The 19,973-nt window shown below is 72.0% G+C and carries 15 protein-coding genes; 10 read left to right on the top strand and 5 right to left on the bottom strand.

Going from position 1 to position 19,973, the window contains the following annotated elements:
• Positions 1–45 precede the first annotated feature (45 nt).
• Together ACIRD3_RS21580 and ACIRD3_RS21575 are read left to right on the top strand one after the other, a co-directional pair.
• Positions 46–1,482, top strand: coding sequence for a LamG domain-containing protein (locus ACIRD3_RS21580; protein ID WP_402218955.1), 1,437 nt, complete (start codon positions 46–48; stop codon positions 1,480–1,482).
• 160 nt (positions 1,483–1,642) lie between these two features.
• Positions 1,643–3,328 carry an ArnT family glycosyltransferase gene (locus ACIRD3_RS21575; RefSeq protein WP_402218952.1) on the top strand — a complete coding sequence of 562 codons (1,686 nt, stop codon included), beginning with the start codon at positions 1,643–1,645 and terminating at the stop codon, positions 3,326–3,328.
• A gap of 26 nt (positions 3,329–3,354) precedes the next feature.
• On the opposite strand, the gene ACIRD3_RS21570 is transcribed toward ACIRD3_RS21575, so the two are convergent.
• Positions 3,355–3,849 carry a GNAT family N-acetyltransferase gene (locus tag ACIRD3_RS21570; RefSeq protein WP_402218950.1) on the bottom strand — a complete coding sequence of 165 codons (495 nt, stop codon included), beginning with the start codon at positions 3,847–3,849 and terminating at the stop codon, positions 3,355–3,357.
• A 439-nt stretch (positions 3,850–4,288) separates the two neighbouring features.
• Here ACIRD3_RS21570 and ACIRD3_RS21565 point away from each other — a divergent pair, with 439 nt between their 5' ends.
• The gene (locus tag ACIRD3_RS21565; RefSeq protein WP_402218947.1) at positions 4,289–5,245 is read left to right on the top strand and encodes a helix-turn-helix domain-containing protein; all 957 of its coding nucleotides are present in this window, start codon (positions 4,289–4,291) and stop codon (positions 5,243–5,245) included.
• 112 nt (positions 5,246–5,357) lie between these two features.
• Here ACIRD3_RS21565 and ACIRD3_RS21560 read toward each other — a convergent pair whose 3' ends face one another.
• The 4 genes from ACIRD3_RS21560 to ACIRD3_RS21545 form a co-directional block, all read right to left on the bottom strand.
• Positions 5,358–6,230 (bottom strand): histidine phosphatase family protein, encoded by an 873-nt coding sequence (locus tag ACIRD3_RS21560; protein ID WP_402218944.1) that lies wholly within the window; start codon positions 6,228–6,230, stop codon positions 5,358–5,360.
• A gap of 154 nt (positions 6,231–6,384) precedes the next feature.
• On the bottom strand, positions 6,385–8,001 hold the full coding sequence (mctP, locus tag ACIRD3_RS21555; protein ID WP_402218941.1) for a monocarboxylate uptake permease MctP: 1,617 nt from the start codon (positions 7,999–8,001) through the stop codon (positions 6,385–6,387).
• Positions 7,998–8,261 carry a DUF3311 domain-containing protein gene (locus tag ACIRD3_RS21550; protein ID WP_402218938.1) on the bottom strand — a complete coding sequence of 88 codons (264 nt, stop codon included), beginning with the start codon at positions 8,259–8,261 and terminating at the stop codon, positions 7,998–8,000. Before ACIRD3_RS21550 ends, mctP begins: the two co-directional genes overlap by 4 nt.
• A gap of 408 nt (positions 8,262–8,669) precedes the next feature.
• On the bottom strand, positions 8,670–9,461 hold the full coding sequence (locus ACIRD3_RS21545) for a GntR family transcriptional regulator (protein ID WP_402218936.1): 792 nt from the start codon (positions 9,459–9,461) through the stop codon (positions 8,670–8,672).
• Between the two features lie 337 nt (positions 9,462–9,798).
• Between ACIRD3_RS21545 and ACIRD3_RS21540 the strand changes: the two genes are divergently transcribed.
• The 7 genes from ACIRD3_RS21540 to ACIRD3_RS21510 all read left to right on the top strand — a co-directional run bounded on the left by ACIRD3_RS21540 (position 9,799) and on the right by ACIRD3_RS21510 (position 19,604).
• Positions 9,799–11,088: an extracellular solute-binding protein gene (locus ACIRD3_RS21540; RefSeq protein WP_402218933.1), complete on the top strand. Its 1,290-nt coding sequence runs from the start codon at positions 9,799–9,801 to the stop codon at positions 11,086–11,088.
• 89 nt (positions 11,089–11,177) lie between these two features.
• The gene (locus ACIRD3_RS21535) at positions 11,178–12,206 is read left to right on the top strand and encodes a carbohydrate ABC transporter permease (RefSeq protein WP_402218930.1); all 1,029 of its coding nucleotides are present in this window, start codon (positions 11,178–11,180) and stop codon (positions 12,204–12,206) included.
• Positions 12,203–13,030 carry a carbohydrate ABC transporter permease gene (locus tag ACIRD3_RS21530; protein WP_402218929.1) on the top strand — a complete coding sequence of 276 codons (828 nt, stop codon included), beginning with the start codon at positions 12,203–12,205 and terminating at the stop codon, positions 13,028–13,030. Before ACIRD3_RS21535 ends, ACIRD3_RS21530 begins: the two co-directional genes overlap by 4 nt.
• 6 nt (positions 13,031–13,036) lie before the next feature.
• Complete coding sequence (locus tag ACIRD3_RS21525) at positions 13,037–14,590, top strand: glycoside hydrolase family 3 protein (RefSeq protein WP_402218926.1); 1,554 nt, start codon at positions 13,037–13,039, stop codon at positions 14,588–14,590.
• Between the two features lie 418 nt (positions 14,591–15,008).
• Positions 15,009–16,322: an extracellular solute-binding protein gene (locus ACIRD3_RS21520; protein WP_402218924.1), complete on the top strand. Its 1,314-nt coding sequence runs from the start codon at positions 15,009–15,011 to the stop codon at positions 16,320–16,322.
• Between the two features lie 218 nt (positions 16,323–16,540).
• Positions 16,541–17,599, top strand: coding sequence for an SIS domain-containing protein (locus ACIRD3_RS21515; protein ID WP_402218922.1), 1,059 nt, complete (start codon positions 16,541–16,543; stop codon positions 17,597–17,599).
• Positions 17,600–18,083: 484 nt separating this feature from the next.
• The gene (locus ACIRD3_RS21510) at positions 18,084–19,604 is read left to right on the top strand and encodes a sensor histidine kinase (RefSeq protein WP_402218919.1); all 1,521 of its coding nucleotides are present in this window, start codon (positions 18,084–18,086) and stop codon (positions 19,602–19,604) included.
• Positions 19,605–19,973 lie beyond the last annotated feature (369 nt).

Here is a 19,973-nt window from a genome sequence, read left to right as displayed (position 1 = left end):
CACCCCCCATGGGCGTGCCCGGGCGGATGCCCTAGCATTCCGGCCATGAGCGATCGACCGGTACCGAGTGGCGAGCCGGGCCAGCCGCCCACGCCACCGCAGCAGGCGCCGGCCGGGGGGGCCGCTCCGGCCACCGGTGTGCCAGCGCAGTCCCCGAGCGGTGCCTTCGGCCCCGCGTCCGGCTACGGCCCGCCGCCCGGTGCGCCCGCGCAGCAGCCCCAGCAGATGACGCCGCATCCGTACCCGCAGCCGGTGCCTCCGGTGCCGCAGCCGGGTGGCGGTCCCGCCCCGGTGGTGCCGGGGCCGGTGCAGCCCGGGCCGGTGGCACCGCAACCGCCGCAGCCCGTCCAGCAGCCGCTGGTCCAGCAACCGCCGGTGCCGCAGCAGCCGCAGCCCGTCCCGCAGGCGCCCGCGCCGCAGCCCGTCCCTCAGGCGCCCGCGCCGCAGCCAGGACCGCAGGCCTTCCCGCCGGCGGTCCAGCCGACGCAGCCTGCGGTGCAGTGGCAGCAGCCGGGGCCTCAGCAGGGGTCGCCGCAGGGCGGCTTCCCGCCGCCAGCCGCCTCGTCCAGCACGCCGGACTGGGAGGCGCTGGCCCAGCAGAACGAGCAGTCCGCCAAGCGCGGCCGCCGGCTCAAGCTGATCGGCGTGCTGACGGCGGTCGTCGTGGTGGCGGCGGCCGGTGGTGGGGGGTTCTGGTACTACCAGCACTCCAAGGACACCAAGAAGACGGTGCAGAACACCGCCTCGCCGAGCCCGACGAGCCCCACACCCGGTCCGTCGACCTCGTCGAGCGCTCCGCCGGTCAAGGGCATCGACAGCCCGCCGACCGTCGGCAGCCTGCCGGCCAAGACCGGGCCGGCGGCGCTGAACCTGGGCGCCGACGCCAAGCCGGGGACGATGGCCGGCTTCTCCGGACAGGTCCTCAAGCTGCCCAGCGGCCAGGACTCCTTCGCCTCGACCGCCACCTCGGTCGTCGACGTGAGCAAGAGCTTCACGGTCTCCGCCCGGGTCCTGGTCGACCTGCCCAACGGCAATCGCAGTGCGCTCAGCCAGGGTGACGGCCAGTACTACTCCTACTCGCTGGGCCGGGCCAACAACAACGGGCACGACCAGTGGTACTTCAAGGTCCAGGTGCCGGGCGGCGGTTCGGCGATCGCCTGGTCCAAGGGCGACGCGACGGTCAACCAGTGGGTGCTGCTGACCGGGGTGTACGACGACCCGTCGGGCCAGCTCACCCTCTACGTCAACGGCGCTCCGCAGTCCTCGGCCAAGTCGGCCGGGGTGCAGCCGAGCGGCACCAACTCCCTGCAGGTGGGGCGCCTGAGCTCCAACTCGCAGTGGGCCGACCCCTGGCACGGGGCGGTGGCCGACATCCAGGTCTGGGGCCAAGTGCTGCCCGAGGCCGACATCGTCAAGATCGTGGCCGGCCCGAGCTCGCCGCCGTCCGTCCCGCCGACGGGCGCCTGGCTCAGCGGCGGCTGAGCCGACGACAGGGCCCGCGCGGGGCCGGGGCCGACCCGGCCCTCCCCGATGGTCCGGCCGCCGTCCCCGGCAGTGCGGGGCGGCGGCCGAAGCGTGCCCCGGGGCGCGCGTCCGCCAGGGCGCGTCCGGGGGGCGAAGTCCCAGATGAGGAGCAGTACTGATGAGCGCGGACGGCCGCTGGATCCGGCCCGAGTCCACCCGCAAGCCCGTCCTGGGCGGCGCCAGGCGGGGCGGGGCGGGCCTCGGCGAGCGCGACCGGGCGTCGGCCGTGCCGGCGCAGCCGTCCCCGGCCGACCGGCGACGCCGCAAGGCCGGGCCGCCCCGGGTGGCGCACCCGGCCCGGCCGGCGTTGCGGGCGGACTGGCTACCCCTGCTGGCCGTGCTGCTGGTCCAGGGCGCGCTCTCGTACCACCTGGTCCTCAGCAACACCGCCTTCATCGACGAGGGCACCTACATCTACGCCGGCTACCAGGAGATCGCGCACCTACGGCACGGCACCCCGGTGTCCACGTACGAGACCTTCTTCTCCGGCTCGCCGCTGATCTATCCGGTCGTGGTGGCCGTGGCGGACTTCCTGGGGGGTCTGAACGGCGCCCGACTGCTGAGCCTGGTGTTCATGCTCTCCGCCACTGCGGCCGTCCACCTGGCGACCCGGCGGCTGCACGGCTCGCTCGCGGCGTTCTGCGCGGCGGCCGCCTTCGTCGCGCTCGGCCCCACCCAGTTCCTGGGCGGCCTGGCCACCTACGACGCGATGGCGCTGGCGATCCTCGCCTGGGCCGGGTACTTCGCGGTGCGGCTGACCACCGGCGGGGGCTACCCGAGCCTGGTCGCATCGGGTCTGCTGCTGGCCCTGGCCGGCGCCACCAAGTACGCCGCGCTGCTGTGGGTGCCGGTGGTGGCGGGCATCGCGGTGCTGGCCGGGCCACGCGGTTCGCTGCGCACTTGGGAAGCCTGGCGGCGCGGGCTGCTGGTGCTGCTCACCTTCGTGGTGGCGGTCGGTGCGGCGGCCCTGGCGGCCGGCGAGCGCTACGTCAACGGCTTCAACCACACCACGCTCAAGCGTGCCCCGGGCCACGACTCGTACTCCTACGTGGCCTCGGAGGCCGCCCGCTGGGTCGGCCCGCTGCTGGTGGTGGCGCTGGTCGGGGTGGGGGTGCAGCTGGTGCGGGCGCGGCGGCGCGGCGGCGCGGAGTGGCCCGGGTTCTGGCTCGCCACGCTGCTGTTGCTGGCCGGGCTGATGGCGCCGGTGAACCAGATCCGCATCCACACCTGGCTGTCGCTGCAGAAGCACGTCGACTTCGGTGCCTGGTTCTCCTGCGTCGTGGTGGGGCTGGTGCTGGCCCGGGCGGTGCTGTGGTTGAAGGGGCGTCTGCACCTGGTGGCCGGGGTGGCGGCCGCCGCGCTGGTGGTCGGCCCGCTGGCCTGGGTGGGCGCGGCCCAGGGCCGGGAGATGTACGGCGAGTGGTCGAACTCGAAGGAGTTCGTCGCCGCGCTGGAGCCGTACATCGTCAAGGGCGACGACAAGTACCTGGTCGAGAACTACAACGTGCCCGCGTACTACCTGCGCAAGCAGAGCAACTGGCAGCAGTGGCACGACCTGGTGGCGGTCTTCCGCCGGGACCCGGCCACCGGCCAGATGCAGAACGGGGTGCCCGCGATCCAGGCCGGGATCCAGGCGCACGAGTGGAAGGTCGTGGTCCTGGACTTCACCCAGACGGGGGCCACCGACAAGGCGATCCAGCCGACCCTGAAGGCCGCCGGGTACCGGGTGATCACCGTGGTGAAGAGCGGCGAGCACGGCCGGTACACCGTCTACGTGGCGCCCGGGTACGACAAGGAGCCGTGACGGGCGCCCGGTGACCTGCCGCCGGCTCAGAACGCCAGCGTGTAGACCATCAGGTCCATCCCCGGGTACGGCGCCCAGTCGCGTTCGGGGGTGCGCCGGAAGCCGACGCGCTCGTAGACCCGGTGGGCGGCGGTCATCTCGGGGCGGGTGGAGAACGCCATGCCGGCCAGGCCGAGTTCGCGGGTGCGGGCGAGGGAGGCGCGGACCAGGGCCTCGCCGACGCCGCGGCCGCGGGCGGCGGTGTCGGTGGCGAGCATCCGGATCTCGCCCTCGCGCGCGGTGGCGATGTCGGCCCACTCGGTGCCGCCGACCGCGAAGGTCACGCAGCCGAGGACCCGCCCCGCGGCCGGGTCGACCGCGACCAGGAGCTCGGCCTCGCGGGCCCGGCGGTCGGCGTCGCGCAGGAGCTCGACGTAGCTGCTGCCGGGCGAGGTGAAGCCGCCGCCGACGAAGGCCTCGACGGTGATGCGGCCGGCGTCTTCGAGGTCCTCCGGGAGGGCCTGGCGGATGAGGAAGTCCATGCGGCCAGTGTGCCGGAGCGGTGGGGGCCGCGAAGATCCGGGGTCGAACGGACGGCTGCCGAACGGACGGCTGCCGAAGGGGCCGGAGCCGGTCGGGCCGGAGCCGAACGGGCGGGGGCGCCGGTCGGAGGCGTGCCGTGCAGCCGGTCGGGGCGGGCGGGGTCGGCCGGGTAGCCGCCCGGGCGGTGGTAGTTGTCGCGGCCGGCCGCCGGGCCGCGGGAGGCTTCGCGGCCGATCAGGACGCCGAGCAGGCCGAAGCCGCCGACGGCTCCGGCCAGGGCGAGTGCGCTGGCGAGGGTGTCGCTGTCCATGGGCTCCACTCTGCTCGGCCGGGGCGGCCCGAACGAGTGGCAGGAATGACCGATTGCCTCGAAATCCTGCCACCCCGGCGCGTCCGGGGGCTTACGCCGAGCCGGACCGGAACGGCATCCTGGACGGCATGCTGAAGAACGTGGTCGCGGTGGTGCTGGAGGAGATCCACCCCTTCGAACTGGGCGTGGCCTGCGAGGTGTTCGGCCTCGACCGGACCGCCGACGGGCTGCCCGGCTACGACTTCGCGATCGCCGGCGCCCGTCCCGGCCCGCACGCCACCCACGCCGGCTTCGCGGTGGACGTCCCGTACGGCCCGGAGCGGCTGGCCGGCGCCGACCTCGTGGTGGTCACCGCGGCGACGGTCCGCCCGCAGTACCCCGAGCCGCTGCTGGAGGCGCTGCGCGGCGTGGTGGCGCACGGCGGCCGGGTGCTCTCCATCTGCAGCGGCGCCTTCGTGCTGGGCGCCGCCGGGCTGCTGGACGGCCGCCGCTCCGCGACCCACTGGCGGCACGGCGAGGCGCTGGCCGCCCGCTTCCCGCTGACCACGGTCGAGCCGGACGTGCTGTACGTGGACGACGATCCGGTGATCACCTCCGCCGGGACGGCGGCCGGCATCGACGCCTGCCTGCACTTGGTGCGCAAGGTGCAGGGCGCCGAGGTGGCCCGGGAGATCGCCCGCCGGATGGTGGTGGCGCCGCACCGGGAGGGCGGCCAGGCCCAGTTCGTCAACCGCCCGCTGCCCGAGGACGACGGCGACTCGCTGGCCCCGCTGCTCGACTGGATGCGCCACCACCTGGACGAGGAGGCCACCGTCGAGCAACTGGCCGCCCGGGCACACATGTCGCCGCGCACCTTCGCCCGCCGCTTCCAGCAGGAGACCGGAACCACCCCGCACCGCTGGCTGGTCGGGCAGCGGGTGCTGCTCGCCCAGCGGCTGCTGGAGTCCACCACCGAGCCGGTGGACGCGATCGCCGCCCGCTGCGGCTTCGGCAACGCGGCCGCCCTGCGGCACCACTTCGGCCGCCGGCTGGGCACCACCCCGCTGGCCTACCGGCGATGCTTCGCGGATCCGGCCCTCGGCTGACGGCCCCTCAGCCCGCTGGCCGTCGGCCGACCTCCGCCGTCAGCCCGCCTCCGCCGTCAGCCCGCCTCCGCCGGCCCAGCCCGCCTCCGCCGGCCCAGCCCGCCTCCGCCGGTCAGCCCGCCTCCGCCGTCAGGTGGTCGACGCTGTTCCAGCGGTCCGGCCGCAGTCGCCCCTCCTGGGCCCGCCAGAGGCTGGTGGAGCAGTTGTGCACCGGCCCGAGCGCGGTCAGCTGGTCCTCGGTGAGCCGGTCCAGCGCGTAGCGGAGCATCAGCACCGTGCAGTCGTGCGCGACCAGCAGGACGGGCCGGCCGGCCTCCTCCTCGCAGACGTCCCGCAGCAGGCTGCGCACCCGCAGGGCGACGTCCGCCCAGGACTCGCCGCCGGGCGGTCGGTAGTACAGCTCGCCCATCTTGCGCCGCCGGGCGGCCTCCTCCGGGTGCTTGGCCTCGATGGCGGCCTTGGGCAGCATCTCCAGGACGCCGAGCTCGCGGTCGCGCAGCCGCTCGTCGTAGCGGACGGCCAGCGAGACCGGGACGGCGCCGAGTCCGGCGGCCTGGGCCAGCGCGATTCTGGCGGTCTCGGCGGTGCGCACGTACGGCGAGCACCAGACGCTGCGCGGGCGGTCGGCACTGGGCAGGGCGGCCCACCAGCGGCCGAGCGCCTGGGCCTGCTGCTGGCCGTGCAGGGACAGCGGGATGTCGGCGTCGCGGCAGCTGATCGGCACGCTGAGCGCGCCGGCCGCCTCGGCGAGCTGGAACTCGACGTTGGCGGTGGACTCGCCGTGCCGGGTGGCGATCAGGACGGACGGCAGCCGGGTGGCCGTCGCCGGGCGGTGTCCGGTGACGTGCTGGTTCTGCCCGGTGACGTGGTGGCCCTGCGCGGTCACGTGCTGGTTCTGGCCGGCGAGGTGCTGGTTCGGGGTGGTGACGAGCTGGTTCTGGGTGGACTGGTGCTGGCCGTTGAGGGTGGTACCGAGTTCTGCCATGGCCGCGAGCTCCCCGTGGTCGATCAGGTTCCGGCCGGTTGCCGGTCCGGTCTGGTGGTGCCCGGCGTGCACGCCTGTTCATACATATGATCGCGCCGCCTTCTCCAGTGTTCACGGAGAAGGCGGCGCGATCACAGGGCGCGTACGGCGCGAATCAGTGCGCCGCTACGGGCTCCGGCGCGCTCTTCAGCTCGTCGTCGCCGGCGTCGGCGCTGTAGTCGGACGGCTTGGTCTCGTCCGGGCCGTCCGGCGCCTTGACCGCCCGCAGCACCAGGGTGAGCACCACCGCGACGACCAGGTTCAGCACGAAGGCGGTCAGGCCGATGTAGCCGATCTCGCCGATGCCGGGGATCTCGGCCGCGCTGCCGCCGAAGTGCTTGGTCTTGGCGCTGGAGATCCCGTACGCCTCCCAGGTGCCGTAGACCATGCCGGCCGCCCAGCCGGCGAACAGCGCCCAGTGGTGGAACCAGCGGGTGAACAGGCCGCCGACGATCGCCACGAAGGTCTGCAGGATCCACAGGCCGCCCAGCAGCTGGAGGTTGATCGCGGCCTGCTTGTCCATGCCGAGCACGAAGGCCAGCGCGCCGACCTTCACCAGCAGCGAGACCACCTTGGCGATCCGGGTCTCGTCGGCGGGGGTGGCGGCGGGCTTGAGCCACTCCTTGTAGACGTTGCGGGTGAACAGGTTGGCCGCCGCGATGGACATGATCGCGGCGGGCACCAGGGCGCCGATGCCGATCGCGGCGAAGGCCACGCCGGTGAACCAGTCCGGGAACATGCTCGCGAACAGCTGCGGCACCGAGAGCTGGGCGTTGTAGTTCTTCTCGTTGGTGCCGACGCCGGCCGCGATCGCCATGAAGCCGAGCAGGGCCAGCAGGCCGAGCATCAGCGAGTACGCGGGCATGATCGCCATGTTGCGGCGCACGGTGTTGCGGGACTTGGACGCCAGCACGCCGGTCACCGAGTGCGGGTACATGAACAGCGCCATCGCCGAGCCGAGCCCGAGGGTGGCGTACGTCCACTGCTTGTTGTCCGGGATGGTCAGCGAACCCCCGCCCTTGGGGTGCGCCTTGAAGTAGGCCGAGGCCGAGTCGAAGATGTGGCCGAAGCCGCCCAGCCGGATCGGGATGTAGATCACCGCGACGATGATCACGATGTAGACCAGGGCGTCCTTGACGAAGGCGATCAGCGCCGGGGCGCGCAGGCCCGAGGAGTAGGTGTAGGCGGCCAGCACTCCGAAGGCGATGAATAGCGGCAGGTCCTTGACGAACCAGTTGGCGTTCTCCCCGCCGCCGATCCCCAGCACGTCCAGCACCGCCTGGATGCCGACGAGCTGCAGGGCGATGTACGGCATGGTGGCCAGGATCCCGGTCAGCGCGACCACCAGCGACAGCGGCCGCGAACCGTACCGGCCGCGCACGAAGTCGGCCGGGGTCACGTAGCCGTGCACCCGGGAGACCGACCAGAGCCGGGGCAGGAAGAGGAAGACCAGTGGGTAGGCGATGATCGTGTAGGGCACCGCGAAGAAGCCCGCCGCACCGGTCGCGTACACCGCCGCCGGGACGGCGACGAAGGTGTAGGCGGTGTAGAGGTCGCCGCCGAGCAGGAACCAGGTCACCCAGGTCCCGAAGCTGCGCCCGCCCAGGCCCCACTCGTCCAGGTGTGCCGCGTTGTCGGCGCGGCGCCAGCGGGAGGCGAGGAAGCCCATCACGGTGACCAGGGCGAAGAAGAGCACGAAGACCACGAGGGCCGGCACGTTGACGTCCTTCATCGCGCACCGCCCTTCCGGGCCGCGGTGCGGGCCTTCTCGTCCCGGTTGATCAGCAGGTAGGCGGCGACGGTGAAGACGGCCGACAGCGGCACCCACATCAGCTGGTACCAGTAGAAGAAGGGCATCCCGGCCAGCGCCGGACCGGTCTTGTCGTACGAGGCCACCCACAGCATGGCCACGATCGGCACCAGCAGCGCGAGGGCGGCGAGCACCCGCTCGGGCGTCACCGCCGGGACGGCGGCCCCCGCTGGCTCGGGCATGACAGCTTCGGGGGTATCGGGATCAGACGGCATCTTCGGCTCCGCTCCGGAGGGTTCCCCGTCGGCGCCGCAGCCCCGGAGACGCCGAACGCCCCCGCGAGCCCGCCGAGCAGCACCATCGGTGATCGGCAGTCAGTACGGCTGCGCAATCTAGAGCATGGAGTGATCCATGTCACCGGAATTGACGGATCTTCCCACCACTCGGACGCCCACCGCCGGAGTCCGCCCCGCCCGGAGCCCGCCCGAAGCCCGCCCGGAGCCCGGATCGGGAGCCCGTCGGAGCCCGGCGGGAGCCATCGCGAGCCTCCTGCCGGAAGCCGGCGCCGGGACGCACAAAGGCACCGGCGCGCGGGCCGCGCGCGCCGGTGCCCGTGGTGGGAGAGGGGGGTGCGCCCTCCCCGAACGCGCCTACTCCGGCCGCTTCAGGCGGGTGATGAACTTGTAGCGGTCGCCCCGGTAGATGGAGCGGACCCACTCCACGGGGTCGCCCTCGGCGTCGAAGGAGTGCCGGGACAGCTGCAGCATCGGCAGGCCGAGGTCCGAGCCGAGCAGCCCGGCCTCGCGCGGGTTGGCCAGGGTGGTCTCGATGGTCTCCTCGGCCTCGGCCACGGTGACCCCGTACACCTCGCGCAGCGCCGCGTACAGCGAGTTGTGCTTGGCGAGGTTGCGCCGCAGGGCGGGGAAGCGCTTGGCGGACAGGTGGGCGACCTCGATGGCCATCGGGTCGCCGTTGGCCAGGCGCAGCCGCTCGATCCGCAGCACCCGGCCGCCGGGCTTGATGTCGAGCAGCGGGGCGAGCCGGTCGTCGGCGGTGATGTAGCCGATCTCGATGAGCCGGGAGGTGGGCTCCAGGCCCTGGGCCCGCATGTCCTCGGTGTAGGAGGTGAGTTGCAGCGCCTGGGCGACCTTGGGCTTGGCGACGAAGGTGCCCTTGCCCTGGATGCGCTCCAGCCGTCCCTCGACGACCAGCTCCTGCAGGGCCTGCCGGACGGTGGTGCGCGAGGTGTCGAACTGGGCGGCCAGCGCGCGCTCGGGCGGGACCGGGGTGCCGGCGGGCTGGGTCTCGGTGAGCTGCAGCAGGTGGCGCTTGAGGCCGTAGTACTTGGGGACGCGCGCGGTCGGGTCGGTGCCGGTGTGCGCCGGGAGGTTGTTCACCTCGGGGTCGTCGGCCTGGGCGGTGGTTCCCCCGTCGCTGCTCATCGGACCTGTTCTCCCGCTTCTCGCGGGGCCTTCACAGGCCCCGCCACATCGTTAACGGGTCACATCGTTGCATGTATGGCTACGGAACGAATACCTCATCACGCGATGAACGATGTGCGGTGTCGGCTTGATAACGGGTGCTCGACTTGGGTCGAACAGCCGTTGACAGGCCCATTGGTCTAGGCCAAGCTCCAGGCATCTGGTCTACACCACTAGGCCGGTCACTACGAATCCCCCCACCCGTTCGAAGGGGTCCGCGGCACCGATTCCCCCGCTTTGTGTGGGTCTGCCGCTGCCGCCCGACGGGGGTAACCCAGGCATCCCTCAGGAGGATGGCGTGAAGCGTCAGCTCATCGCGGCGGTCGGCGTCGCAGCAATGGTCGTCGGCCTGGCGGCTTGTGGCTCGGACGGCAAGAAGAGCGACGGCGACTCGAAGTCGTCGTCCGCCTCCGCGGCGGACAAGTACAAGGGCAAGACGCTCAAGGTGTGGCTGATGACCGGCTCGGCCCCGAAGGGCTGGACCGACGCGGTCAAGACCGAGTTCGAGACCGCCTACCCCGGCTCCAAGGTCGACTTCCAGATCCAGGAGTGGGACGGCATCGGCCCGAAGGTCACCGCCGCGCTGTCCGAGGGCTCGGTCGACGTCCTGGAGATCGGCAACACCCAGACCGCCGGTTACGCGGCCTCGGGCGGCCTGCTGGACATCACCAAGGACAAGGCCGCCCTGGGCGGCGACGGCTGGGCCGCCAACCAGAACGAGGCCGCGATCCTGGAGGGCAAGCAGTACGCCGCCCCGTGGTGGGTCTCCAACCGCGTGGTCGCCTACAACAAGGACCTGTGGGCCAAGGCCGGCCTGACCGCCGCCCCGAAGACCCTGGACGAGTTCTACACCGACCTCGACAAGCTCAAGGCCACCGAGGGCGTCGCCGACCCGATCTACCTGCCGGGCCAGGAGTGGTACACCTACTTCGGTCTGCTGACCGGCGAGGGCGGCAAGATCGCCAAGAAGGACGGCGACAAGTGGGTCGGCGGCCTGTCCTCGCCGGAGGCGCAGAAGGCCTTCGAGACCTACAAGAAGCTGCAGAGCTACTCGGTCACCGGTCCGAAGGACAAGGACGAGGCCACCCCGCAGCAGAAGGACGTCTTCGCCAAGGGCAACGTCGGCGCCATGATCGGTCTCGGCTGGGAGCTGCCCGCCGAGAAGGACATGGCCAAGGACAAGATCGGCTTCTTCCCGCTCCCGGGCAAGACCGCCGACAAGCCCTCCGGCGTCTTCCTCGGCGGCTCGAACCTCGCGGTCGCGTCGCAGAGCAAGAACACCGACATGGCCAAGGACTTCCTGAAGGTCGCCCTCAACGACAAGAACGAGGGCCTGGTCGCCGCCGCGGGCAACATCCCGAACAAGGCCGCGCTGAACAGCCAGATCACCGGTGACTTCGCGAAGGCCGCCCAGACCGCCGCGGCGGTCGGCGGCATCACCCCGAACACCCCGAACTGGGCCAGTGTCGAGGACAAGCCGAACCCGATCAAGGACTTCCTGACCGCCGCCCTGCAGGGCGGCGACTACGCGGCCACGGCCAAGAAGTACGACGACGAGATCGCGAAGCGGCTCAACCAGAAGCAGTAGGGATCGAGCGGCGTCGCTCACCGGCCCCCGGCGGGGGGCCGGTGGGCGACGCCTGTCCGTCGTGGTCGGGTTGTGAGGAAGTGAGAACGATGGCTGTGCATTCAGAGCGGGTGCAGGCACCGTCCCCGGACGCGGGGCAGGCCGTGGTGGCCGGAACCGAGACGGGTGCCGCGGGCGGCGGCTCGAAGGGCGCCGCGCCGAAGCGCACCAGAACCGCGGGCGCCCCGGGACTGGGCTCCCGCTTCGCCCCGTACCTGCTGCTGCTGCCGGCCGTCGTGGCGACCGTCGCCCTGCTGGGCTGGCCGCTGGTCAAGACGGTCCTGCTGTCGTTCCAGAACCTCAACAGGCGCCAGCTGGTCCTGCACCTCACGGAGTGGACCGGCTTCGACAACTACAAGGAGCAGCTGACCGACCCGGACTTCTGGTCGGTCACCGGGCGCACCGTCGTCTTCACCCTGGTCAACGTGGTGCTGATCATGGTCGGCGGCACGCTGGTCGGCCTGCTGCTCAACCACCTCGGCAAGCGGATGCGGCTGGCGCTGTCGATCGCGCTGCTGATGGCCTGGGCCATGCCGGTGGTCGCCGCGACCACCGTCTACACCTGGCTGTTCGACCAGCAGTGGGGCGTCGTCAACTGGTTCCTGGACCAGCTCGGCTGGCACTCGATGGCCGACTACAACTGGCTCAGCTCGCAGTACTCGACCTTCTTCGTGGTGATCCTGCTGATCGTCTGGCAGTCGATCCCGTTCGTGGCGTTCAACATGTACGCCGGCCTGACCACCATCCCGAAGGAGCTCTACGAGGCCGCCCGGATGGACGGCGCCGGCTCCGGCAAGATCTTCAGCCTGGTGATCTTCCCCAACCTGAAGCCGTTCTTCCTCGCCACGACCTTCCTGGAGGTCATCTGGGTGTTCAAGTCCTTCACCCAGGTCTACGCGATCAACGGCGGCGGCCCCGAGAACCTGACCAGGACCCTGCCCGTGCACGCCTTCCTGGAGGGCTCGTCCGGCCAGCACTACGGCATCGGCTCCGCGATCGCGGTGCTCACCATCCTGATGCTCGGCGCGCTGATGGCGTACTACTTCCGGATCATGATCAAGCAGGAGGACGAGCTGTGAGGCGCTCTCTCTTCGGACGTACCTGGCCGAACGTGATCGCGGTCGTCCTCTTCGTCTTCTTCATCTTCCCCGTCTACTGGATGGTCGCGACCTCCTTCAAGCAGGACCGCGACATCATCAGCAAGACGCCGGTCTTCCTCCCGCTGAACGGCACGCTGGACCACTTCACCACCGCGGTGGACGCGCCGAACTTCTGGACGTACGTCACCAACAGCGTCACCGTCACGGTCGGCGCGGTGCTGCTCTCGCTGGCGATCGCCACCCTGGCGTCCTTCGCCATCGCCCGGATGAAGTTCCGCGGCCGCAAGGCCTTCGTGCTGGTCATCATGATCGCGCAGATGGCGCCCTGGGAGGTCATGACCATCGCGGTCTACATGATCTCCCGCGACAACGACATGCTGAACAGCCTGCTGCCGCTGACCCTCTTCTACATGATGATGGTCCTGCCCTTCACCATCTGGACGCTGCGCGGCTTCATCGCCGCGGTGCCGAAGGAGCTGGAGGAGTCGGCCATGGTGGACGGCTGCACCCGCACCCAGGCCTTCGTGAAGGTGATCTTCCCGCTGCTGGCGCCGGGCCTGATGTCGACCTCGCTGTTCGGCTTCATCACGGCGTGGAACGAGTTCCCGCTCGTCCTGATCCTGAACAAGGAGGAGGGCAAGACCCTCCCGCTGTGGCTGTCCTCCTTCAAGACCGCCTTCGGCAACGACTGGGGCGCCACCATGGCCGCGTCCACGATGTTCGCCATCCCCGTGCTGATCCTGTTCATCTTCCTGCAGCGCAAGGCGGTCGGCGGTCTGACCGACGGCGCCGTGAAGGGCTGAGTCACCGTGAGCATCCTCGTTCCCACCGTGCCGGACAGCGACCAGCTGCACCGCGACGCCCTGACCGTCCTGCAGCCCGGCTTCGTCGGCACCGAGCCTCCCGCGTGGGTGCTGCGCCACCTCGCCGCCGGGCTCGGCTCGGTCGCCCTGTTCGACCGCAACGTGGTCGACCTCGACCAGCTCGCCGCGCTCACCCGGGCGCTGCGCGCCGAGAACCCCGATCTCCTGATCGCCATCGACGAGGAGAGCGGCGACGTCACCCGGCTGGAGGCGGGCTCCGGCTCCTCCTGGCCGGGCAACCTCGCGCTCGGCGCGATCGACGACCCGGCGCTGACCCGGGACGTCGCCCGCGAGCTCGGCCGGGCGCTGGCCGCGGCCGGCGTCAACTACAACTGGGCGCCCACCGCGGACGTCAACTCCAACCCGCGCAACCCGGTCATCGGGGTCCGCTCCTTCGGCGCCGACCCCGAGCTCTGCGCCCGGCACACCGCCGCCTGGGTGGAGGGCCTGCAGTCGGCCGGCGTGGCCGCCTGCTCCAAGCACTTCCCCGGCCACGGCGACACCGCGGTGGACTCGCACCACGGACTGCCGGTCATCGACGTCGACCTGGACGTGCTGCGGGCCCGCGACCTGATCCCGTTCCAGGCGGCGATCGCGGCCGGCACCAAGGCCGTGATGACCGCCCACATCATGATCCCCGCGCTGGACCCGAAGCTGCCGGCCACCCTGAGCCCGACCGTGCTGCGCGACCTGCTGCGCGCCGCCCCGGCCGACGGTGGCCTGGGCTACCAGGGCCTGATCGTCAGCGACGCGATCGAGATGGGTGCCATCGCCGACACCTTCGGGATGGGCGAGGGCACCGTGCTGGCCCTGGCGGCCGGCGCGGACGCGATCTGCGTCGGCGGCGGGCTGGCCGACGAGGAGACCGTGCTGATGCTGCGCGACGCCATCGTGGCGGGCGTGCGGGCCGGCAGGCTCGACGAGGAGCGGCTGGCGGACGCCGCCGCGCGGGTCCGGGCGCTGGGCAGCTGGGGCCGGATCTCGGCCCAGGGCGAGCGGCCGGAGCCGGACCTGGCGGTCGGTCTGCGGGCCGCGCGCCGGGCGCTGCGGGTGGTCCGGGCGCCGGGCGTGGTGACGCCGCCGGTGAGCGAGCGCCCGTACGTGGCCTCGTTCTCGGACGAGCCGAACATCGCCGTCGGGGACGTCACCCCGTGGGGCGTGGCCGGCATGCTGGCCGACCGCTTCCCCGGCACCCGCACCCGTGAGGTGTCGGCGACCGAGGCCGCCCCGGAGCTGCTGGACGGCCTGGTCGGCGAGCTGGTGGCCGGCGCCGAGGGCCGCCGCCTGGTGCTGGTGGTCCGGGACGCGCACCGCTACCCGTGGATGACCGCGGTGCTGGGCCGTCTGGTGGCGGCCCGTCCGGACGCCGCCGTGGTCGAGATGGGGCTGCCCCAGTCCGAGCCGGTCGGCGCGCTGCACATCGCCACCCACGGCGCCGCCCGGGTCTGCGGGCTGGCGGCCGTGGAGGTGCTCACCGGGCAGCCGGGAGCGGTCGGCTGAACACCGGGCGGACGTCCCCGGGGCACCGGGTGGACCTCCGCCGACGGGCCCGTCATGCGCATGTCGCATGGCGGGCCCGTTCTGTTGTCCCGGCGTCGACCGCGGGTTCGCGAACTGACCGCGCTCCCTCAAGCCCGTCTTAAATCGAGCTTAAGTCCAACCGAGGGTGATGACGCCGCGACTGATCGCCACGGGGTACAACGGCTCTGCAACGGCCTTGGCCGCAAAGGGTTTTGGCCGTTGACACCGCCATTGGTCTAGGCCAGAGTCCATGCATCCGGTTCGACGTTCACCCTCGCCGGACGTGGTAAAGCGCCCTCCTCGTAGCTCTTCGCCGCCCCTGCCCGGACTCTCCGCCGCGGGCGCGCCAATCGCGCTGTCGGCGGGCAACACAGCACTGACACCCTCGGAGGATGGCGTGAAGAAGCGTCAGCTCGTCTCGACGCTCGCAACGACGGTACTGGCGGTCGGCCTGACGGCCTGTTCCTCGGCCGGCTCACCGTCGGCGGACACCAGGAACACCGGCGCGGACCCGAAGGCCGCCACCGGCAGCGTGACCGTCTGGCTGATGGACGACGCCCAGAAGAACTGGCCCGACCTGGTCCAGCGGGTCAACGACGAGTTCGCGGCGAAGTACCCGAAGGTCGGCCTGAAGCTCGCCTACCAGGGCTGGGCGGACAAGGTCACCAAGCTGGACAAGGCCATCGCCGCGGGCAACGCCCCCGACGTGGTCGAGCTGGGCAACACCGAGACCATGAAGTACGTGCTGTCCGGCGCGCTGGCCCCGGTGGACCGGAGCAGCTTCGACAACTCCGACAGCTGGATCAAGGCGCTCGCCAACACCTGCACCTACCAGGACAAGCTCTGGTGCGTGCCGTACTACGCCGGCGCCCGGGTCGCCGTCTACAACTCCGCGGCCTTCCAACAGGCCACCGGCAACGCCGAGTTCCCGAAGACCGAGACCGAGCTGCTGGCCGCGCTGGACCGGATCGCGGACAGGAACAAGGCGGACCGGACCTTCTCCCCGCTCTACCTGCCCGGCCCGTACTGGTACGCGGCGATGAGCTACGTGGCCGCGTCCGGCGGCAGCATCGCCAAGTTCGACAGCTCCGGCAACTGGCACGGCACCCTGCACGACCCCAAGTCCCAGGAGGGCATCGGCCACTTCGTCGACCTGGTGCGCAAGTACAACAGGGGCGACCTGACGCTGAACGAGCAGAACCAGTACGAGGCGATGGCCCGCGGGCACGCCGCGTCCTTCTACGGCAACGGCTACGAGGCGGCCAGCGTCAGCGCCCCGGTCACCGGCGACCCGAGCCTCAAGGACGCCGTCAAGGTGGCCACCATGCCCGGCCCGGACGGCAAGCCGCTGCCGACCTTCATCGGCGGCTCCGACCTCGCCGTCACCGCCAAGTCCCCGTCGGTGGCGCTGGCGGCCGACTGGATCCGGATGTTCACCAGCGCCAAGTCCGAGCAGGCGCTGGCCGACAAGGACATCCTGCCGAACAACCTCAACCAGCTGAACCCGCTGAAGGGCAAGCCGTCCACCGCCGCCGCGGCCAACGCCGTCCCGGACGCCTGGTTCACCCCGCTGGCCCCCGGCTGGGGCGCGATCGAGAAGCAGAAGATCATCCCCGACATGCTGACCGCGATCCTCAAGGGGAAGTCGGTGGACCAGGCCACCAAGGAGGCCGACGCCGCGATCGACCAACTGATCAACAAGGCCTCCTGACCCGCCCCTCCGCCGCCCGTCGCCGTCCGCCCCTCCCACCGCCGGGAGCGGCGGACGGCAGGGCGGCCGGGGGATTCCGGGGGTGCTCCCGGCCGGGCGCGCCCGTAGGATTGCCGCGCACGAAGAACCGCAGCGAGTGTGCGGACTCGCCGCCGTAGAGGTCCCCGTCGGGCAGCCGCCCGGGCGGGGTCGAACCATCTCATCGGAGGCAGACCCAGATGTCCGACCCGCAGACCGTTCCCGTGCCCGGCCGGATCATGGCGACGGAGATGGCCGAGCAGCCGGCCGTCCTCCAGCGCATCCTCGACGAGGGCGCCCCGAAGATCCGCGAGATCGCGGCCGAGATCGCCGCCCGCAACCCGCGCTTCGTCCTGCTCACCGCGCGCGGCACGTCCGACAACGCGGCGCTGTACGCCAAGTACCTGATCGAGATCCTGCTCGGCAAGCCGGCCGGGCTGACCTCGATGTCGACCACCACCGCGTACGGCGCCAAGCCCGACCTCACCGACGTCCTGGTGATCACCGTCAGCCAGTCCGGCGGCTCGCCGGACCTGGTGGCCTCCACCAAGGCCGCCCGCGAGGCCGGCGCCATCACCCTCGCGGTCACCAACAACGCCGCCTCGCCGCTGGCCGAGGTCTCCGAGTTCCACATCGACGTGCTGGCCGGACCGGAGAAGGCGCTGCCCGCCACCAAGACCTACACCGCCGAACTGCTGGCGCTCTACCTGCTGGTCGAGGGGCTCCGGGGAGGCGACGGCTCGGCCGCCAAGGAGCTGCCGAACCTGGCCGCCGGCGTGCTGGCCCGGCAGGCCGAGGTGAAGGCGCTGGCCGAGCGCTACCGCTTCGCCCAGCGCCTGGTCATCACCTCGCGCGGCTACGGCTACCCGACCGCCCGCGAAGCGGCGCTGAAGCTGATGGAGACCACCTACATCCCGGCCACCCCGTTCTCCGGCGCGGACCTGCTGCACGGCCCGCTGGCCATGGTGGACAACGTCTCGCCGGTGATCGCGATCGTCCCGGACGGCAAGGGCGGCGAGGCCCTGCAGCCCGTCCTGGACCGGCTGCGCGGCCGCGGCGCCGACCTGGTCGTGATCGGCCAGCGGGCGCAGGTGGACGCCGCCTCGGCGGGCTTCGCACTGCCGGCCGGCGTGCCCGAGGAGGTGCAGCCGATCCTGGAGATCCTCCCGCTGCAGCTGCTCGCCCACGAAGTCACCATCGCCCGCGGCCAGGACCCGGACGCCCCCCGCGCCCTCGCCAAGGTCACCGAAACGCGGTGACTCGCCCGCTCGCCGACCCGAAGGCGCCGGGGCGGTGATGAGCGCGGAACCGGCCCCTCCGTCCACAGCCTGTGGACGGAGGGGCCGGTTCCCTGAGCGGCGTCAGATGGTCCGGGAGGGGGCCGGGCGGGCCCGGAAAGCACTACGGGCCACGGCGCCGACACGGGACCCTCAACCCATGCGGCACCGCAGCCCGGAGCTGTCGTCGGTCACCGGGAACGATCGAGGACTGTGCGGGGTCCTCGCTCGACGGTGTCCGACCGAGGAAAGGCCGCGCGCGGTCAGGGCAGTTGCGCGGGAGACCTCTCCTTGGTGCTCCTTCATTGTGGACTAGACCAATCTCGGTTGTCCAGGCCGTCCCGGATATTGGTCTAAACAACTCAGGGCCGCCTCCCGCCGTCCCCGGACACCCCCGCCGGCCGCCCGCCCGTCCGCCGGTCGGTCCGCCGCGCCCCGCCCGGACCGGCGGCGCTACGCTCGCCATGTGCCCTCGCTGAACGAACTCGTCCGCCGCCACACCACCCTCACCGGGGCCGACGTGGAATGGCTCCACATGCTGGTCTCGGAGTGGCAGCTGCTCTCCGACCTCTCCTTCGCCGACCTGGTGCTGTGGATCCCCACCTGGGACGGCATCCGCTACGTCTCGGTGGCGCAGATGCGGCCCAACACCGGGCCGACCTCGTACCAGGACGACATGGTCGGCCACCTCGTCCCGCGCGGCCGGCGACCGCTGCTGGACGCCGCCTTCGACGAGGGCCGGATCGTGCGCGAGGGCGACCCGGAGTGGCGCGAGGAGGTCCCGGTCCGGGTGGAGTCGATCCCGGTCCGGCGCGAGGGCAAGGTGCTCGGGGTGATCGCCCGCAACACCAACCTGCTGACCGTCCGCACCCCCAGCCGCCTGGAGCTCACCTACCTGCAGAGCGCCTCCGACCTGGCCCAGATGATCGCGGCCGGCAGCTTCCCCTTCCCCGGCCACGAGCAGATCGACATGGACGCCGCCCCCCGGGTCGGCGACGGCCTGATCCGCCTGGACGCGGACGGCATCGTCACCTACGCGAGCCCCAACGCGCTCTCCGCCTACCACCGCCTCGGCCTCACCACCGACCTGGTCGGCAGCCACCTCGGCCGCACCACCGCCGACCTCGCCCCGCCGTCCCGCGGGGCCGTCCACGAGGCCCTGGTGAAGGTGGCCAGCGGCTGGGCGCCCCGGCAGACCGAGGTGGAGGCGCAGGGGGGAGTGGTGACCCTGCGGGCGATCCCGCTCAAGCCCAAGGGGACCCTGACCGGTTCGCTGGTGCTCTGCCGCGACGTCACCGAGCTGCGCCGCCGCGACCGCGAGCTGATGACCAAGGACGCCACCATCCGGGAGATCCACCACCGGGTGAAGAACAACCTGCAGACGGTCGCGGCCCTGCTGCGGCTGCAGTCCCGCCGGATGGAGTCGGAGTCCGGCCGGGCCGCGCTGGACGAGGCGGTGCGCCGGGTCGGCTCGATCGCGATCGTGCACGAGACGCTCTCCCAGGCGCTGGACGAGCAGGTGGCCTTCGACGAGATCGCCGACCGGGTGCTGGCGATGGTGATGGAGCTGTCCCAGGACGGCCGGGTGGCGACCCGCCGCAGCGGCAGTTTCGGCATCCTGTCCGCCGAGGTGGCCACCCCGCTGTCGATGGTGCTGACCGAGCTGCTGCAGAACGCCCTGGAGCACGCCTTCGGCCCGACGGCCTCCGGGAACCTGGAGGTGAGCGCGCTGCGCGGCCGGGCCCCGGCCACCGGGATGGGCTGGTCGGACAGCTGGAACGGCGGTGCCCGCCCGGAGGAGTACCTGCTGATCACGGTGCAGGACGACGGCCGGGGCATGCCGGAGGGCTTCGACCCGCAGACGGCGGGCAACCTCGGGCTCCAGATCGTCCGGACGCTGGCCACCGGTGAGCTCGGCGGCACCTTCGACATGGTGGCGGGCCCGAACGGCGGGACGAAGGTGGTCCTGGAGATCCCGGTCCGCTGAGCACGCGGTCGGCCGAGCCCTGCTCGACCCGGGTTCCGCCCGGGCTCCACCGGGATTCGGTTGCACGGAGGCGTGCGGCAGGGGCGCGCACCCGGCCAACGCGCCGGATGCGCACTCCGTACGCCGGAGCCCGACGGGGCGGAGCCTTCAGGAATGCGCCGGGGGCTGCCGGTGCCCGTCAGGTCGCGAAGGAGCGGGGAACCGGTCGCGGGAACAGAAACGAGGCCCTGCCGACCGGGGGGGGGTGGGTCGACAGGGCCTCTCAACCCGTTCCGGCCGTCGGGGGGAGTCGGCCGGAACGGGGGCTCTGGGTGGTGCGACACCTCGCCGGTGCGTTGCACACGGTGAGCGCCTCAGCTCCACAATATT

The organism is Kitasatospora sp. NPDC093550, from assembly GCF_044764985.1.
Lineage (GTDB): Bacteria > Actinomycetota > Actinomycetes > Streptomycetales > Streptomycetaceae > Kitasatospora.
This window is presented reverse-complemented; position numbering and strand designations above follow the sequence as displayed.

What these genes read in the sequence shown, in the direction of transcription:
- ACIRD3_RS21580 (WP_402218955.1), top strand. Translation starts at nt 46, where the DNA reads ATGAGCGATCGACCGGTACCGAGTGGCGAGCCGGGCCAGCCGCCCACG.
- ACIRD3_RS21575 (WP_402218952.1), top strand. Translation starts at nt 1,643, where the DNA reads ATGAGCGCGGACGGCCGCTGGATCCGGCCCGAGTCCACCCGCAAGCCC.
- ACIRD3_RS21570 (WP_402218950.1), bottom strand. Translation starts at nt 3,849, where the DNA reads ATGGACTTCCTCATCCGCCAGGCCCTCCCGGAGGACCTCGAAGACGCC.
- ACIRD3_RS21565 (WP_402218947.1), top strand. Translation starts at nt 4,289, where the DNA reads ATGCTGAAGAACGTGGTCGCGGTGGTGCTGGAGGAGATCCACCCCTTC.
- ACIRD3_RS21560 (WP_402218944.1), bottom strand. Translation starts at nt 6,230, where the DNA reads ATGGCAGAACTCGGTACCACCCTCAACGGCCAGCACCAGTCCACCCAG.
- mctP (WP_402218941.1), bottom strand. Translation starts at nt 8,001, where the DNA reads ATGAAGGACGTCAACGTGCCGGCCCTCGTGGTCTTCGTGCTCTTCTTC.
- ACIRD3_RS21550 (WP_402218938.1), bottom strand. Translation starts at nt 8,261, where the DNA reads ATGCCCGAGCCAGCGGGGGCCGCCGTCCCGGCGGTGACGCCCGAGCGG.
- ACIRD3_RS21545 (WP_402218936.1), bottom strand. Translation starts at nt 9,461, where the DNA reads ATGAGCAGCGACGGGGGAACCACCGCCCAGGCCGACGACCCCGAGGTG.
- ACIRD3_RS21535 (WP_402218930.1), top strand. Translation starts at nt 11,178, where the DNA reads ATGGCTGTGCATTCAGAGCGGGTGCAGGCACCGTCCCCGGACGCGGGG.
- ACIRD3_RS21515 (WP_402218922.1), top strand. Translation starts at nt 16,541, where the DNA reads ATGTCCGACCCGCAGACCGTTCCCGTGCCCGGCCGGATCATGGCGACG.